This is a genomic window from Blastococcus sp. SYSU DS0617, assembly GCF_054051075.1.
On sequence record NZ_JBJHAO010000017.1, the window covers coordinates 18,390 to 33,883 of the forward strand.

Here is a 15,494-nt window from a genome sequence, read left to right on the forward strand (position 1 = left end):
AACTCAGTCAACGGATGTGGCCGGATCGAGACTGCCGCGCACCCAGGCCAGCGCCTCCTCGACCGTCGCGACCACCGGCACCCCCTCAGGCAGGGCCGGACGGCGCACCAGCACGACCGGCAGCCCGAGCTCGCGGGCGGCGGTCAGCTTGGCCGCCGTCATGGCGCCGCCGCTGTCCTTGGTGACGACGACCTCGACGGCGTGCTCGCGCAGCAGGGCCAGCTCGTCGTCGAGGCTGAACGGGCCGCGCTCGAGGATCACGGTGGTGCGCGCGGGCAGCGGCGGGTCGGGCGGGTCGACGGACCGCACCAGGCAGTGCGCCGCCAGCCCGGCGAAGGCGCCCAGCCCCTGCCGGCCGGTGGTGAGGAAGACGCGGTCGAACCCGGCGACGGCTGCCGCGGCCTCCTCCAGCGAGTCGACCCAGCGCCAGTCGTCGCCCGGCTGCGCGGTCCAGCCCGGCCGCTGCAGCCGCAGCAGGGGCACGCGCGCCACCTCGGCGGCGGCCGCGGCCGACGCGGTCATCGTGGTGGCGAAGGGATGCGTCGCGTCCACCACGGCGTCCACCGGGTTCGCCTGCAGCCAGGCGGCCAGGCCGGCGGCCCCGCCGAAGCCGCCGATGCGCACCTCTCCCGGCGGCAGCTGCGGATCGGCCACCCGCCCGGCCAGCGAGCTGAGCACGTCGACGCCCTCGGCGACCAGCGCCGTCGCCAGCCGGCGGGCCTCGCCCGTGCCGCCGAGCACGAGCACCCGGCCGGTGCCGCTCACCACCCGTGCATCCTGATCACGTGACCACCGCGGGCAGGGAGGGCAGCAGCGGGCTGCGCTACGGCTGGACGACAGGCGCCTGCGCGACCGCCGCGACCACCGCCGCCTACACCGCGCTGCTCACCGGCGAGTTCCCCGACCCGGTGACCATCGACCTCCCGAAGGACAACCACCCGTCCTTCGCGCTGGCCAGGGAGCTGCTCGGGGACGGCGTCGCCACGGTGGGCGTCGTCAAGGACGCCGGCGACGACCCCGACGTCACGCACGGAGCCCTGGTGAGCGCCCGGGTCACGCACGGCGAGCCCGGCAGCGGGGTGACGTTCCGGGCCGGGCCCGGAGTCGGCACGGTGACCAAGCCGGGGCTCCCGCTGCCGGTGGGCGAGCCGGCGATCAACCCGATGCCCCGGCAGTTCGTGCGGGAGCACGTCGCCGCGGTGGCCTCGCGTCACGGCGGCACCGGCGACGTCGTCGTCGAGATCTCGGTGGAGCACGGCGAGGAGCTCGCCCGGAAGACCTGGAACCCCCGTCTGGGCATCCTCGGCGGGCTGTCGATCCTCGGCACGACCGGCGTCGTCGTCCCCTACTCGTGCTCGGCGTGGATCGACTCGATCCGCCGCGGCATCGACGTCGCCCGGGCCGCCGGCCACCAGCACGTCGCCGGGTGCACCGGCTCCACCAGCGAGCGGGTGGCCGCCGAGCTGCACGGCCTGCCCGAGGATGCGCTGCTGGACATGGGCGACTTCGCCGGCGCCGTCCTGAAGTACCTGCGCCGCCATCCGGTGCCCCGGCTGACCGTCGCCGGTGGGATCGGGAAGCTGGCCAAGCTCGCCGACGGTCACCTCGACCTGCACTCCGGCCGCTCGCAGGTGTCGACGGAGTCGCTGGCCGCCCGGGTCCGCGAGGCCGGCGGTCCGCCGGAGCTGGTCGCCGGTGTGCGCGCCGCCAACACCGCGCTCGACGCGCTGCAGCAGTGCTCGGCCGCCGGCGTCCCGCTCGGCGACCTCGTCGCGGCCGGCGCCCGCGACACCGCGCTCGGGGTCCTGCACGGCGCGCCGGTCGAGGTGGACGTCGTCGTCATCGACCGCGGCGGCACGATCGTCGGCCGCGCCTAGGAGCGGCATCTCGTCGTCGAGTAGAGGTGGCTGTCGGGGAACTCCCCGGCGGTCAGCACCGCTCCGACGATGACCACCGCCGTGCGCTTCACCCCGGCGGTCCCGACCTGCTCCGCGATGTCGGCGAGCGTGCCGCGCAGGATCAGCTCGTCGTCCCGGCTGGCCCGGGCCACGACCGCCACCGGGCAGTCCGCGCCGTAGTGCGGGACCAGCTCGGGCACCAGCTCGGCGATCCGCTGCACGGCCAGGTGCAGCACCAGGGTCGCCCGCGAGGCGCCGAGCGTGGCGAGGTCCTCTCCCTCCGGCATCGCGGTGGAGCGGGCCGAGGTGCGGGTCAGGATCACCGTCTGGCCGACGCCGGGGACGGTCAGCTCCCGCTTGAGCGACGCGGCCGCGGCGGCGAACGCCGGCACGCCCGGGACGACGTCGTAGGGCACGCCGGCCGCGTCGAGGCGGCGCATCTGCTCGGCCATGGCGCTGTAGACCGACGGATCGCCGGAGTGCAGCCGGGCGACGTCGTGGCCCGCCTCGTGGGCGGCGACCAGCTCCCCGGTGATCTGGTCGAGGTCCAGGTCGGCGGTGTCGACCAGCCGGGCACCGGGCGGGGCGGTGTCGAGCAGCTCGCGCGGCACCAGGGCGCCCGCGTAGAGGCAGACCGGCGCCGCCGCGATGATCCGCGCCGCGCGCAGCGTGATCAGGTCGGCCGCGCCGGGGCCCGCTCCGATGAAGTGCACCGTCATGGCTTGACTCCCGACCAGATCGTCACGGGCATGGCCGGCTTCCAGCCGCTGAATCCGCCCACCGGCACCGCGTGCGCCACGGCGAGCCGCACCAGCTCGCCGCCCCAGCGGGCGTGCCGGTCGGCCAGCACGGCCTCGCTCTCCAGCGTGACCGCGTTGACGACCATGCGGCCACCGGCGGGCAGCGCGGCCCAGCAGGCGTCGAGGACTCCCGGCACGGTGGCCCCGCCTCCCACGAAGACGGCGTCCGGGATGGGCAACCCGGCCAGGGCCTCGGGCGCCCGGCCCTCCACCACCTGCAGGTCGGGCACGCCGAGCCGGCCGGCGTTGCGGACGATGCGCGCGGCACGGTCCCGGGAGCTCTCCACGGCGACCGCCCGGCAGGAGGGGTGGGTCCGCATCCACTCGATGCCGATCGACCCCGACCCCGCGCCGACGTCCCACAGCAGCTGACCGGGCAGCGGCGCCACCCGGGCCAGCGTCACGGCCCGGACGTCGCGCTTGGTCAGCTGGCCGTCGTGCTCGTACGCGTCGTCGGGCAGTCCCGGAGTGGTCGGCAGCGGCACGGTGCCCGGGTCGGCGACCACCTCGACGGCGGTGACGACCAGCGGGTCGGTCTCGGCGTGCGGCCAGTCCGCCGCGGTGCCGGTGAACCGCCGCTCGCGGGGGCCGCCCAGCTGGGCCAGCGCGGTCATCCGGCTGGCGCCGTAGCCCCACGCCGTGACGCGGTCCGCCACCGCCGCGGGTGACGCGGTGTCCGAGCCGAGCACCAGCAGCCTCCGGCCCGGCGTGACGTGCGGGGCCAGCAGCTCGACCGGCCGGCCGACCACCGCGACGACGGTGGTCTCCTCCACCGACCAGCCCATCCGCGCACAGGCCAGCGTCACCGACGAGGGGTGCGGGACGACCTCGACGGCCTCGGGCCCGAGCACGCGCACGAGCGAGGTGCCGATCCCGGAGAACATGGGGTCGCCGCTGGCCAGGACGACCACGCGTCGGCCGGGGTGGGCGTCGCGGAGGCCGGGGAGCGCCGGGCCCAGCGGGCGGGGCCACGGCACCCGTTCCGCGGCCACCGACGGAGGCACCAGGGCGAGCTGGCGGTCGCTGCCGCGCAGCACGTCGGCCCCCTCGATCGCGCGCCGGGCGGTCGGCGACAGGCCGGCCCACCCGTCGGCGCCGATGCCCACGACGGTGACCGGCGCTGCTCCGTCCCGCTCGTCAGCACGCACGACCGGCGATCCTAGGCACGGGCCCCCGAGCCCGGTCGACACGATGCGCGGCGACGGACACCCCGATCGCGAGCGGCCCGGCCCCACTCGGCCGGAGCCGGGAGCGGGCGAGGTCAGAAGGGCACCTGCTGTCCGAGCAGACCGGCCCCGCTCCCCCGTCCCGACAGCACCCGGCAGAACTCGACCGCGTCGAGCTCCAGCTCCTCACCGCCCGTTCCCGACGACCACTGGCCCCCGGCCGGGCCGGTCAGGACCAGCCGGTAGGGCCGGCCGTGCCGCTCGGCCCACTCGGCGACGACGTCGGCGACCAGGACCCCGTCGTGCCCGGGGGTGAGCTCCAGCTCGTGGCTGGTCGCGCGGCACACGTCGACGCGGTGCATCCAGACGTCGCGGGTCAGGACCACGTCGAGCAGGAAGCCGATCCGCCAGTACTCGCGGACGTCCCCCATGACCTGCTCCTCGGGCAGCTTCGCGCGGCCCACGATCCGGGACATCCGGCGCCGGCCCCGCAGGGCGCGGGGCGTGGTGGCCTCGAGGGCGGCCACGATCGCCGGGCCGTCCAGACCGGCGTGCGTGCGCACCTGCACGTCGGTCAGCGCGTCGATGCCGCCGCCGGCCTTGCCGGCCAGCCGCTGCTGGCGGGCCATCTCGCGCACCGAGGCGGCCATCTCCGCCATCCCGAGCACGTGCGCGGCCATGGCCTGCACGTCCCAGCCGGGGCAGTCGGTGGGCCGATTCCAGTCGTCGGCCGCCAGGTCCCGGAGGACGGCGTGGATGCGCGCGTACTCGGTGGCGGCGAGCCGGTAGGCGGTGTCCCGGTCCAGGGCGGCGGTCCGCGGGCGGGGACGGGCAGGAGCGGGAGCGGTCACGACGGACCTCCTCGGATCAGCAGGCGGGTGGGTTCTCTCGGTGATGGCGCAGCCACATGTCCATGACGTCGGGCAGGACGCTGGTGAAGGCGCCGGTCTCGAACGGTTCGCCCGGCGCGTTGGACAGCTGCTGGGAGATGACCCCGCCGACCAGCGCCGTCCAGGTGCGGTAGGCGCGGTCGATGTCCACGTCCGCGGCGAGGTGCCCGGCGTCGCGCAGCCGGACCAGTAGCGCGCGGGACTCGACGTCCAGTTCGACGGCCGGCGCGTAGGCGCGCGCCGAGGGCGCGAAGCCGGGCACCGGACGCCAGAACATGAGCGCCGAGTGGGCCGGGTGCTCGACGGCCCAGCGGACCAGGACGGTCGTGCCTGCACGCAGGGCGGCGAGCGGATCGGCGTCCTCCCCGGTCGCCCCGGCCTCGTGCATCGTCTCGCGCAGGGCACGCCACCCGCGTTCGAACAGGGCGTCGTAGAGAGCGTGCTTGCCGTCGAAGTACCCGTAGAGGGACGGCGGGCGGACGCCCATCCGGCGGGCCACCTCGCCGAGCGTCAGGCCGGCGGCGCCCTGCTCCGCCATCACCTCGACGGCGACGTCGAGCACCTGCTCGATCGTCTCCTGGCGACGCCGCTGCCGACGGTCCAGGGGTACCGCTCCGGTCACGACGCCGACTCTTCTCCTAATGTCATTAGGAAGTCAACAGGGTCTTAGGTAACTGTCGGGCGGACCGAGCCCGGTCGTTGCCGCCGCCGGCGCCTCGTGGTCTCATTGCGCCGCCACACGCGACGGCAGTGGAGGAAGCCCGGTGAGATTCCGGCGCGGTCCCGCCACTGTGAGCCGGCCTCCGGGCCGGTGAGTCAGGAACTCCCGCCGTCGCGCTCCTGCCACCTCCGGGCGTGGACACCCGGGGAGAGGACGCGTGTTCCGTGCGCCGTGTTCGCGCATGACCTACCCCTTCAGCGCCGTCGTCGGCATGGACGACATGCGGCTGGCCCTGCTGCTCAACGCCGTCTCCCCCGCCGTCGGCGGCGTGCTGGTGCGCGGCGAGAAGGGCACGGCGAAGTCGACGACGGTCCGTGCGCTGGCCGCGGTGCTGCCGCCGGTCGCCGTGGTGCCCGGCTGCCGCTTCGCCTGCGACCCCGCCGCTCCTGACCCGGCCTGCCCCGACGGGCCGCACGAACCGACCGCCGGTGGTCCGGTGCGTCCCGCGCGGCTGGTCGAGCTGCCCGTGGGTGCGTCCGAGGACCGGGTCGTCGGTTCGCTCGACCTCGAGCGCGCGCTCACCGAGGGCGTGAAGGCGTTCGAGCCCGGCCTGCTGGCCGCGGCGCACCGGGGCGTGCTCTACGTCGACGAGGTCAACCTGCTGCACGACCACCTCGTCGACCTGCTGCTGGACGCCGCGGCCATGGGCACCGCCTACGTCGAGCGCGAAGGCGTCTCCGTCCGGCACGCCGCCCGATTCCTGCTCGTCGGGACGATGAACCCGGAGGAGGGCGAGCTGCGGCCGCAGCTGCTCGACCGCTTCGGCCTCACCGTCGAGGTGGCCGCGCCCCGCGACCCCGCCGAGCGCGCCGAGGTGGTGCGCCGCCGGTTCGCCTCCGACGCCGACCCCGCCGGGTTCGCGGCCGCCTGGTCGACCGAGGAGTCGGGGCTGGCCGCCCGCATCGCCGACGCCCGCGCCCGCCTCCCGCGCGTCGTCCTCTCCGACGCCGCCCTGCAGCAGGTGACCGCGGTGTGCGCCGCCTTCGACGTCGACGGGTTGCGCGCCGACCTGGTCACCGCCCGCGCCGCGATCGCGCACGCCGCCTGGTGCGGCCGCGACGAGGTGACCGAGGACGACGTCCGGGTCGCCGCCCGCCTGGCGCTGCCGCACCGCCGCCGTCGCAACCCCTTCGACGCACCGGGGCTCGACGAGGAGACGCTGGAGCAGGCGCTGTCCGACAGCCGCCCCGACTCCCCGCCCGACTCCCCGCCCGACGACGACCCCACCCCGCCGGAGGGCACCGACCCCACCGACGGCGGCCCCGACGGCGACAGCCCGCCACCGGCCGACGGCTCCCCCGGCGACCACGCCGGCCGGCACGGCCGCGACGAGGGCCCGGGTGACGGCGCGGAGCCGGGCCAGGACGGCCGACCCGGCCCCGAGGGCGGCGAGCCGACGACGGCGCCGCGGGGCGAGGACGGTGGGCACACCGACGCCTCCCCCGCGCCCGACCGGGCCGCGGTCGCGCCGTCCGAACCGTTCCGCGCACGGCGGCTGGAGGTGCCCGGCATCGGCGCCGGCGCGCCCGGACGGCGGTCGCGTGCCCGCTCGGAGCGGGGCCGGGTCGTCGGGTCGAGCCACCCGAGCGGCAGCGTCACGAAGCTGCACCTGACCGCCACCGTGCTGGCCGCCGCACCGCACCAGCGGGCCCGTGGCCGCAGCGGCCCGGGGCTGCGGATCGCCCGCGAGGACCTCCGCCAGGCCACCGTCGAGGGCCGCGAGGGCAACCTCGTCCTCTTCGTGGTCGACGCCAGCGGGTCGATGGGCTCGCGGGCCCGGATGGCCGCGGTCAAGGGGGCGGTGCTGTCGCTCCTCCTGGACGCCTACCAGCGTCGCGACAAGGTCGGCATGGTCACCTTCCGCGGTGCCACGGCCGAGCTCGCGCTCCCGCCCACGTGGTCGGTCGAGGCGGCGGCCGCGCGACTGACCGACCTGCCCACCGGCGGCCGGACCCCGCTGGCCGCGGGGCTGCTGGAGGCGCACCGCGTCCTCCGGCTGGAGCGGATCCGCGATCCCCGGCGCCGCCCCCTGCTCGTCGTCGTCACCGACGGGCGGGCCACCGGTGCGCGGGGCAGTGGATCGCTGGCCGAGGCCCAGGCGGCCGCGACGCTGCTGGCGGCGGCCGGAACCGCGGCGGTCGTGGTCGACTGCGAGTCCGGTCCCGTCCGCCTGGGCCTGGCCGGCGCCCTGGGGACGGCGCTCGGCGCGGAGACCCTGCGGCTGGAGGAGCTGGGCGCCGACGCGCTCGCCGCCACGGTCCGCAGCGCCCGGGCGGCCTGACGTGCCGCAGGGACAGGTGCCGGTCGTCCCGCAGGACGGGCTGAGCACCCGGCAGCGACGCAACCGGCCGCTGCTCGTGGTGCACACCGGCGAGATGAAGGGCAAGTCCACCGCCGCGTTCGGCATGGCCATGCGCGCCTGGAACCAGGGCTGGTCGATCGCGGTCTACCAGTTCGTCAAGAGCGCGAAGTGGAAGGTGGGCGAGGAGAACGCGCTCACCGCCCTGGGCCGGCTGCACGAGCAGACCGGCGAGGGCGGCCCGGTCGTCTGGCACAAGATGGGCTCGGGCTGGAGCTGGTCGCGCCGCGCCGGCACCGAGACCGACCACGCCGCCGACGCCGCGGAGGGCTGGGCGCAGATCAAGCGCGACCTCGCCGCGGAGGCGCACCGCTTCTACGTGCTCGACGAGTTCACCTATCCCATGAAGTGGGGCTGGGTGGACGTCGACGACGTCGTCGCGACGCTGCGGGACCGGTCCGGCACGCAGCACGTGGTCATCACCGGGCGGGACGCCCACCCCGCACTCGTGGAGGCCGCGGACCTCGTCGTCGAGATGACCAAGGTCAAGCACCCGATGGACGCCGGGCAGAAGGGCCAGCGGGGGATCGAATGGTGAGCCTCCGCCCGCCTTCCCGCGAACATCGGGTTGTCGCCAGCCGATCCGGCGTGCCGTCGCGTGTCGGCGGGCACAAGTCGATGATCGCGGGCATCGAGTGGTGACCGTTCCGCGGCTGGTGGTCGCCGCGCCGTCGTCGAACGCCGGCAAGACGTCGGTGGCCACCGGGCTCATCGCCGCCCTCACCGCCCGTGGCCTCGCCGTCTCCCCGCACAAGGTCGGCCCGGACTACATCGACCCCGGCTACGCCGGCCTGGCCGCCGGCCGCCCGGGCCGCAACCTGGACCCCTGGATGGTCGGCGAGGAGCGGATCGCCCCGCTGTTCCTGCGCGGAGCGCTGCACCCGCGCCCGGCCGACCTCGCCGTCGTCGAGGGCGTGATGGGGCTGTTCGACGGCGCCAGCCACCCCTCGGTCGAGCCGGGCTTCGCGTCCACCGCGCACGTCGCGCGGTTGCTGGAGGCCCCCGTCGTGCTCGTCGTGGACGGGTCCTCGCAGGCGCGGTCGGTGGCGGCGCTCGTGCACGGGTTCGCCACCTTCGACCCCGGCGTCCGGCTCGGCGGCGTCGTCCTCAACCGGGTCGGCAGCGACCGGCACGAGGCGATCCTCCGCGAGGCCCTGGCCACCGCCGGGGTGCCGGTGCTCGGGGCGGTCCGCCGGATGGAGCAGCTGCACACGCCCTCCCGGCACCTCGGGCTGATCCCGGCGGCCGAGCGGTCCGACGCGGCGCTGGCGACGGTCCGCGGGCTCGGCGAGGTCGTGGCCGCGGCCGTGGACCTGGACGCGGTGCTGGCTCTCGCTCGGTCCGCTCCCCCGCTGGACGCCGCGCCCTGGGACCCGGCCGCGGAGGTCGCCCCCGCTCCGGGCCGCCCCCGGATCGCCGTCGCGGGCGGCCCCGCCTTCACCTTCGGGTACGCGGAGAACACCGAGCTGCTCGAGGCCGCCGGCGCCGAGGTCGTCGTCGTCGACCCGCTGCGCGACGAGACGCTGCCGCCGGGCACCGCCGGGCTGGTCGTCGGCGGCGGCTTCCCCGAGGTGCACGCCGCGGAGCTGTCGGCCAACGCGTCGCTGCGCGCCGACGTCGCGGCGCTCGCCGCCGGCGGCGCACCCGTGGCCGCCGAGTGCGCCGGGCTGCTCTACCTGGCCCGCGAGCTGGAGGGCCTGCCGATGTGCGGCGTCCTGGACGTGGCGACGGCGATGTCGCCCCGGCTCACGCTGGGCTACCGGGCCGCGGTCGCCGTCACCGACTCGGTGCTCGCGCCGGCCGGCACCCGCGTGCGCGGCCACGAGTTCCACCGCACGCACGCCGACCCACCGGCCGGTCCCGCCGGCGCGTGGGAGTGGTCGGAGACCGGCCCCGAGGGCTTCGTCTCCGGCAGCGTGCACGCCTCCTACCTGCACCTCCACTGGGCCGGCAGCCCGCAGCTGGCCGCCCGCTTCGTCACCTCGTGCGCCACCGCCCGATCGGAGAACGTCCGTGCACATCGCTGAAGGTTTCCTCCCCGCCGGGCACGCGGTCGGCTGGACGGTCGCCGCCGCCCCGTTCGTGGTGCACGGCGCGCGTGCCGTGGTGAAGGAGGTGCGGGAGAACCCGGAGTCGACGCTGCTGCTGGGCGCGGCCGGGGCGTTCACCTTCGTGCTCAGCGCCATCAAGCTGCCGAGCGTCACCGGCAGCTCCAGCCATCCGACCGGCACCGGCCCCGGCGCGATCCTGTTCCGGCCACCGGTGATGGCGCTGCTCGGCACCGTCGTCCTGCTGTTCCAGGCACTCCTGCTCGCCCACGGCGGGCTCACCACGCTGGGCGCCAACGCCTTCGCCTTCGCCGTCGTCGGGCCGTGGGCCGGCTACGCCGCCTACCGGCTGACCCGTGCCGCCGGGGGCGGCCTGCTGCCGGCCGTCTTCGTCGGCGTCGCGCTCGCCGACCTGGCCACCTACGTCACGACGTCGGTCCAGCTGGCGCTGGCCTTCCCCGATGCCGAGAGCGGGCTCGTCGGCGCCCTGCTCAAGTTCCTCGGCGTCTTCGCCGTCACCCAGATCCCGCTGGCCATCGGCGAGGGCCTGCTCGGCGTGCTGCTGTTCCGCGTGCTCACCGTCAACGCCCGGCCCGAGCTCGAGCGGCTCGGCGTGCTGAAGCCTGCCCCCGTCCTGGCGACCTCCGGAGGTGCCGCGTGAACCGCCGCCTGCTCGTCACCGTCCTGCTCGTCCTCGCCGTGGTGGCGCTGTTCGCCGTGCCGTTGCTGCTCGACGGCGGGACGTCGGAGTTCGGCGGCACGGACGCCGCCGTCACCGAGGAGCTCGAGGCCGACGGCTACACGCCGTGGTTCGACTCGCTGTTCAGCCCGGCCGGCGAGGTCGAGTCCGGACTGTTCGCCCTGCAGGCCGCACTCGGCGCCGGCGTGCTCGGCTACGTGCTCGGCCGGCTGCGCGGCCGCCGGACGGCGACCCCGGCGGCCGCCGCGGGAGCCGGCGAGCAGTGACCGGCCTGGCCGTCGACGACGCGGCGTGGGCCAGCGCCTGGCGCCGGCGCGCGCCCGGCGACAAGGTGCTGCTCTGCGGCGGCCTGGTCCTCACCGCCCTCGTGCTGCCGGCGTGGCCCGGCAGCGCGCTGGTCGCCGTCGTCGCCGTCGCGCTCGCCCTCGGGCCGGCCCGGGTGCCCGCCCGCACCTTCGGCCGGGCGGTGCGCTGGCCGCTGGCGTTCGTCGCGGTCGGTGCGGTCACCGCCGTGGTCGAGGTCGGCAGCGGCGGGCCCGGCTGGGCGCCGGACGCCGCGGCCCGTGCGGGGTCCCTGGTCGGGCACGCGCTGGCCGGCAGCGCCGCCGTGCTGCTGCTCGCCACCACGACGCCGATGTCGGACCTGCTGCCCGCGCTCCGGCGGGCCCGGGTGCCCGCCGCCGTCGTGGAGGTCGCCTCGGTCACGTACCGGATGCTGTTCGTGCTGCTCGACAGCCTCCGCACCATCCGCGAGGCGCAGGCAGCGCGGATGGGCCACTCGTCGCTGCGCCGCTCCTACCGCTCCTCGGGGCTGCTCGCCGCCGCGGTGCTCACCCGCTCCTGGGACCGCGCCCGCCGGATGCAGGAGGGGCTGACCGGTCGAGGCATGGAGGGCTCGCTGCGGGTGCTGCCCGAGGTGCTGCCCTCGTCCCGGCTCTTCCTGGCGGCGAGCGCCACCGGGCTGGCCGCCATCGTCACCACCTCGGTGCTGCTGGCATGAGCCACCGGACCCTGGTCGCCGCCGGCCTGGTCGCCGGCTACGAGCGCGGCCGCCCCGTGCTCGACGGCGCGTCGCTCACCGTGCCGGCCGGCCGCCGGCTGGCGGTGCTCGGCGCCAACGGCTCGGGCAAGACCACGCTGCTGCGCTGCCTCTCGGGCGCCCTGATGCCCGCGGCCGGGGAGGTGACGGTCGACGGCACCCGTCTCACCTACGGCCGCCGGGCGCTGCGGGCGCACCGCCAGGAGGTGCAGCTGGTGCTGCAGGACCCCGACGACCAGCTGTTCAGCGCGTCGGTGGCCCAGGACGTCTCCTTCGGGCCGCTCAACCTCGGCCTGCCCGAGGACGAGGTGCGCGCCCGGGTGGCCGAGGCGCTGCAGCTCCTGGCCGTCCACGGCCTGGCCGCCCGGCCGACCCACCAGCTCTCCTACGGGGAGCGGAAGCGGGTGGCGATCGCCGGAGCGGTGGCCATGCGCCCGTGCGTGCTGCTGCTCGACGAGCCGACCGCCGGCCTGGACCCGTCGGCCGTCGCGGAGACGCTGGCCGCGTTGCACCGGCTGCAGGAACACGACGCCACGGTGGTGATGAGCACCCACGACGTCGACCTGGCGCTGCGCTGGGCCGACGAGGTGGCGGTGGTGGTCGACCGCCGGGTGGTCCAGGGCTCCCCCGAGGACCTGCTGGGCGACGACGACCTGCTCGCCCGCGCCCGGCTCGACCGACCGTGGGCGCTGACCGTCGGCACCCGGCTCCGCGCCCTCGGCCTGCTGCCCGAGGGCCCGCTCCCCCGCGATGCCGCCGGGCTGCTCGCCGTGCTCCCCGACCGCCCCGGAGTGCCGACGTGATGACGGTCGGCATCGGGGCGAGGTCCGGCGTGAGCGCCGAGGAGGTGCTCGCCGCGGTCGACGCCGTGCTGCCCACGGGAGCGGGCGCCGTGCGGGTGGCCACGCTCGAGGCGCGCGCGCAGGAGCCGGGCCTGCGGGAGGCGGCCACCGCACGCGGCTGGTCGCTGGTCGGCCACCCGGCGACGGCGCTCGCCCGGGTCCGGACCCCGACGGCGTCGGCCCGCGTGACGGCCGCCGTCGGGACCGGGTCGGTGGCCGAGGCCGCGGCCCTGCTGCACGGCGGCTCCCTCGTGGTGCCGAGGACGGTCTGCGGCCGGGTGACCGTCGCGGTGGCCTCCGGGGAGCCGGCCCCGTGACCGACCTCTCCCACCACGGCGACGCCGAGCTCGCGGACGGGCTGGTCGACCTCGCCGTCAACGTCCGCGCCGACACACCGCCGCCCTGGCTGCGCGCCGTCCTGCACGCGTCGCTCGACGCCGCCGCGTCCTACCCGGACCCGGCTCCCGCCCGCGCCGCGGTCGCCACCGCGCACGGCCGACCCGAGGACGAAGTGCTGCTCGCCGCCGGTGCGGCCGAGGTCTTCGTCCTCCTCGCCCGGGCGCTGCGCCCCCGGCTCGCCGCGGTCGTCCACCCCTCGTTCACCGAGCCGGAGGTGGCGCTGCGGGCAGCCGGGCACCCGGTCACCCGGGTGCAGCTGTGCGGGGACGACGGCTGGCGGCTGGACCCGGCCGCCGTGCCGGAGGACGCCGACCTAGTGGTGCTCGGCAACCCGACGAACCCGACGTCGGTGCTGCACCCCGCCGACACCGTCGCCGCCCTGGCGCGGCCGGGCCGGGTGCTGGTCGTCGACGAGGCGTTCGCCGACACGGTGCCGGGCGAGCCGGAGTCCCTGGCCGGCCGGCGCGATATGCCCGGGTTGCTGGTGGTGCGCAGCCTGACCAAGACCTGGGGGCTCGCCGGGCTTCGCGTCGGCTACGCGCTGGGCCCCGCGCCCCTGATCGCGCGCCTGGCCGAGCAGCAGCCGCAGTGGCCGGTCTCCACCCCCGCGCTCGCCGCCCTGGCCGCCTGCAGCACGCCGGCTGCCCGCGCCGAGGCCGAGGCCGCCGCGCACGACCTGGCGACCTGGCGCGCGACGCTGCTGGCCGGCCTGCCGCCGTCGGTCGTGGTCGAGGGCAGTCCCCGTTCCTCGTTCGTGCTGCTGCGCGTCCCCGACGGGCTCCGGGTGCGCGAGGAGCTCCGGCGCCGCGGCTGGGCGGTGCGCCGCGGGGACACCTTCCCCGGGCTGACCGGCGACCACCTGCGGGTCGCGGTGCGCCGCCCGGAGGTCTCGCACCCCTTCGCCGCCGCTCTCGCCGACGTCCTCCGCACCGCTCCGACCCCCGAGGAGGTGCCGTGAGCACCCCGCCGCTCCCCCACCCGTCCGCGCCCCTGTACCCGGTGGGCCTGCACCTGCGCGGCCGGCGGGTGGTCGTCGTCGGGGGCGGCTCTACCGCGTACCGGGCCGCGGTCGGCCTGCTGGACGCCGGCGCGGAGGTGACCGTCGTCAGCCCCGCCGTCGTGCCCGCGCTGGAGTCGCTCGCCGGGTCCGGCACGCTGGCGTGGCTGCCCCGGCCCTACGCGCCCGGCGACCTGGATGCCGCCTGGTACGCCGTCGCCGCGACCGGGGACCCGGCGGTGGACGGGTCCGTGGCGGCCGAGGCCGACCGCCACCGCATCTTCTGCACCCGCACCGGCGCCCCGGAGGAGTCCTCCGCCTGTCCCGTGCCGGCGGACGTCGAGGAGGGGACGCCGGCCGGCGAGGCCGGGCGGGTCGTGCTCGTGGGCGGCGGTCCGGGCGATCCGGGGCTGATCACCGTCCGGGGCCGGCAGGCGCTGTCGGACGCCGACGTCGTCGTCGTCGACAACCTGGGCCCCCGCTCGCTGCTGGCAGGGCTGCGGCCCGACGTCGAGATCGTGGACGCGTCGAAGCTGCCCCGGGGCAGGGCCATGCCGCAGGAGGAGATCAACGCCGTGCTGGTCTCCCGCGCCCTGGCCGGCAGACGGGTGGTGCGACTCAAGGGCGGGGACCCGTTCGTCTTCGGCCGCGGCATGGAGGAGGTGCTGGCCTGCACGGCCGCCGGCGTCCCGGTCGACGTGGTGCCCGGCGTCACCAGCGCGGTCGGCGTCCCGGGCATCGCCGGCATCCCGGTGACCCACCGCGGGCTCACGCACGAGTTCGTCGTCGTCTCGGGGCATCTGCCCCCGGGACACCCGGAGTCGCTGGTCGACTGGTCGGCGATCGGACGGCTCCGGGGCACGGTCGTCGTGCTCATGGGCGTGGAGACCGCACCCGACATCGCCGCGGCACTCGTCGCCGCCGGCCGCGCCCCGGACACCCCGGTCGCCGTGGTGGTCGAGGGCACGACGGGCCGCGAGCGCACCCTCCGGACGACGCTGGCCGACCTCGGGACCACGCTCGTCGAGCACTCCGTGCGACCGCCCGCGGTGTGGGTCGTCGGCGCCGTCGTCGGACTGGCCGACGGCGCCGGCTCAGCCGCCCCGCGTCAGGGGGTGACCTCGACCAGGTCCATGACGAAGACGAGGGTGGCGCCGCCGGGGATGAGCGGCGCCCGCCCCTCCGGCCCGTAGCCGAGGTCGCTCGGGATGGTGATCATGCGGCGGCCCCCGACCTGCATGCCCTCGATGCCCTGCTCGAAGCCGGGGACGACCAGGCCTGCGCCGAGGGGGACCTCGATCGTCTCGTCCGGCCCGCCGCTCCAGGAGGAGTCGAACTCCTCGCCGGACTCGTAGAAGGCGCCCACGTACTTGACCGCGGCGGTCGAGCCCTCGACCGCCTCGGCACCGTCACCCTCCACGATGTCGTCGATGACGAGCTCGTCGGGCGCGGGCTCGTCCGACGCGGGCACCTCGGGCTTCTCGGACAGGTCCGTCGAGATCTCCGCCGCGGCGCCGGTGCTGTCGTCCGATCCGCCGCAGGCCGCCAGGGAAGCGGACAGGACGACGGCGAGCAGCGCTCGGGAGGCGGTACGGCGGAACATCGGTTCACTCCTGGCGAGCAGTGCTCGGATCG

Annotated in this window: 17 protein-coding genes and 1 riboswitch; of the genes, 11 read left to right on the forward strand and 6 right to left on the reverse strand. The window is 76.7% G+C overall.

Annotated elements, in window-relative coordinates:
• Positions 1–3: 3 nt before the first annotated feature.
• Positions 4–768 carry a cobalt-precorrin-6A reductase gene (locus ACI793_RS16465; RefSeq protein ID WP_456607452.1) on the reverse strand — a complete coding sequence of 255 codons (765 nt, stop codon included), beginning with the start codon at positions 766–768 and terminating at the stop codon, positions 4–6.
• A gap of 17 nt (positions 769–785) precedes the next feature.
• Here ACI793_RS16465 and ACI793_RS16470 point away from each other — a divergent pair, with 17 nt between their 5' ends.
• Positions 786–1,877 (forward strand): cobalt-precorrin-5B (C(1))-methyltransferase, encoded by a 1,092-nt coding sequence (locus ACI793_RS16470; protein ID WP_456607453.1) that lies wholly within the window; start codon positions 786–788, stop codon positions 1,875–1,877.
• Here the strand turns inward: ACI793_RS16470 and cobM are convergent.
• The 4 genes from cobM to ACI793_RS16490 all read right to left on the reverse strand — a co-directional run bounded on the left by cobM (position 1,874) and on the right by ACI793_RS16490 (position 5,376).
• Positions 1,874–2,617 (reverse strand): precorrin-4 C(11)-methyltransferase, encoded by a 744-nt coding sequence (gene cobM / locus ACI793_RS16475; protein WP_456607454.1) that lies wholly within the window; start codon positions 2,615–2,617, stop codon positions 1,874–1,876. The genes ACI793_RS16470 and cobM overlap by 4 nt on opposite strands.
• Positions 2,614–3,846, reverse strand: a complete 1,233-nt coding sequence (gene cbiE / locus ACI793_RS16480) for a precorrin-6y C5,15-methyltransferase (decarboxylating) subunit CbiE (RefSeq protein WP_456607455.1) — start codon at positions 3,844–3,846, stop codon at positions 2,614–2,616. Before cbiE ends, cobM begins: the two co-directional genes overlap by 4 nt.
• A 113-nt stretch (positions 3,847–3,959) precedes the next feature.
• A complete protein-coding gene (locus ACI793_RS16485; protein ID WP_456607456.1) occupies positions 3,960–4,715 on the reverse strand; it encodes a maleylpyruvate isomerase family mycothiol-dependent enzyme in 756 nt (251 codons plus the stop codon).
• A 16-nt stretch (positions 4,716–4,731) separates the two neighbouring features.
• The gene (locus tag ACI793_RS16490; RefSeq protein WP_456607457.1) at positions 4,732–5,376 is read right to left on the reverse strand and encodes a TetR/AcrR family transcriptional regulator; all 645 of its coding nucleotides are present in this window, start codon (positions 5,374–5,376) and stop codon (positions 4,732–4,734) included.
• A 131-nt stretch (positions 5,377–5,507) separates the two neighbouring features.
• Positions 5,508–5,580: riboswitch (cobalamin riboswitch) on the forward strand.
• A gap of 76 nt (positions 5,581–5,656) precedes the next feature.
• On the opposite strand from ACI793_RS16490, the gene ACI793_RS16495 reads away from it, so the two are divergent.
• The 10 genes from ACI793_RS16495 (at position 5,657) to cobA (ending at position 15,052) form a co-directional block, all read left to right on the forward strand.
• Positions 5,657–7,756 (forward strand): putative cobaltochelatase, encoded by a 2,100-nt coding sequence (locus ACI793_RS16495; protein ID WP_456607458.1) that lies wholly within the window; start codon positions 5,657–5,659, stop codon positions 7,754–7,756.
• A gap of 16 nt (positions 7,757–7,772) precedes the next feature.
• Entirely contained in the window at positions 7,773–8,372 is a 600-nt protein-coding gene (cobO, locus tag ACI793_RS16500; protein ID WP_456607459.1) for a cob(I)yrinic acid a,c-diamide adenosyltransferase, read from the forward strand.
• Between the two features lie 100 nt (positions 8,373–8,472).
• Complete coding sequence (locus ACI793_RS16505; protein ID WP_456607460.1) at positions 8,473–9,861, forward strand: cobyrinate a,c-diamide synthase; 1,389 nt, start codon at positions 8,473–8,475, stop codon at positions 9,859–9,861.
• Entirely contained in the window at positions 9,848–10,543 is a 696-nt protein-coding gene (locus ACI793_RS16510) for an energy-coupling factor ABC transporter permease (protein WP_456607461.1), read from the forward strand. Before ACI793_RS16505 ends, ACI793_RS16510 begins: the two co-directional genes overlap by 14 nt.
• Entirely contained in the window at positions 10,540–10,848 is a 309-nt protein-coding gene (locus ACI793_RS16515; protein WP_456607462.1) for an energy-coupling factor ABC transporter substrate-binding protein, read from the forward strand. The genes ACI793_RS16510 and ACI793_RS16515 overlap by 4 nt, the downstream gene beginning before the upstream one ends.
• Positions 10,845–11,582: a cobalt ECF transporter T component CbiQ gene (gene cbiQ, locus ACI793_RS16520; protein WP_456607463.1), complete on the forward strand. Its 738-nt coding sequence runs from the start codon at positions 10,845–10,847 to the stop codon at positions 11,580–11,582. Before ACI793_RS16515 ends, cbiQ begins: the two co-directional genes overlap by 4 nt.
• A complete protein-coding gene (locus ACI793_RS16525; protein WP_456607464.1) occupies positions 11,579–12,424 on the forward strand; it encodes an energy-coupling factor ABC transporter ATP-binding protein in 846 nt (281 codons plus the stop codon). Before cbiQ ends, ACI793_RS16525 begins: the two co-directional genes overlap by 4 nt.
• A 29-nt stretch (positions 12,425–12,453) precedes the next feature.
• A complete protein-coding gene (locus tag ACI793_RS16530) occupies positions 12,454–12,780 on the forward strand; it encodes a cobalamin biosynthesis protein (protein WP_456607465.1) in 327 nt (108 codons plus the stop codon).
• On the forward strand, positions 12,777–13,820 hold the full coding sequence (cobC, locus tag ACI793_RS16535; protein WP_456607466.1) for an Rv2231c family pyridoxal phosphate-dependent protein CobC: 1,044 nt from the start codon (positions 12,777–12,779) through the stop codon (positions 13,818–13,820). Before ACI793_RS16530 ends, cobC begins: the two co-directional genes overlap by 4 nt.
• The gene (gene cobA, locus ACI793_RS16540) at positions 13,817–15,052 is read left to right on the forward strand and encodes a uroporphyrinogen-III C-methyltransferase (protein ID WP_456607467.1); all 1,236 of its coding nucleotides are present in this window, start codon (positions 13,817–13,819) and stop codon (positions 15,050–15,052) included. Before cobC ends, cobA begins: the two co-directional genes overlap by 4 nt.
• On the opposite strand, the gene ACI793_RS16545 is transcribed toward cobA, so the two are convergent.
• A complete protein-coding gene (locus ACI793_RS16545; protein ID WP_456607468.1) occupies positions 14,968–15,462 on the reverse strand; it encodes an FKBP-type peptidyl-prolyl cis-trans isomerase in 495 nt (164 codons plus the stop codon). The two genes, cobA and ACI793_RS16545, sit on opposite strands and share 85 nt — an antisense overlap.
• Positions 15,463–15,494: the final 32 nt, after the last annotated feature.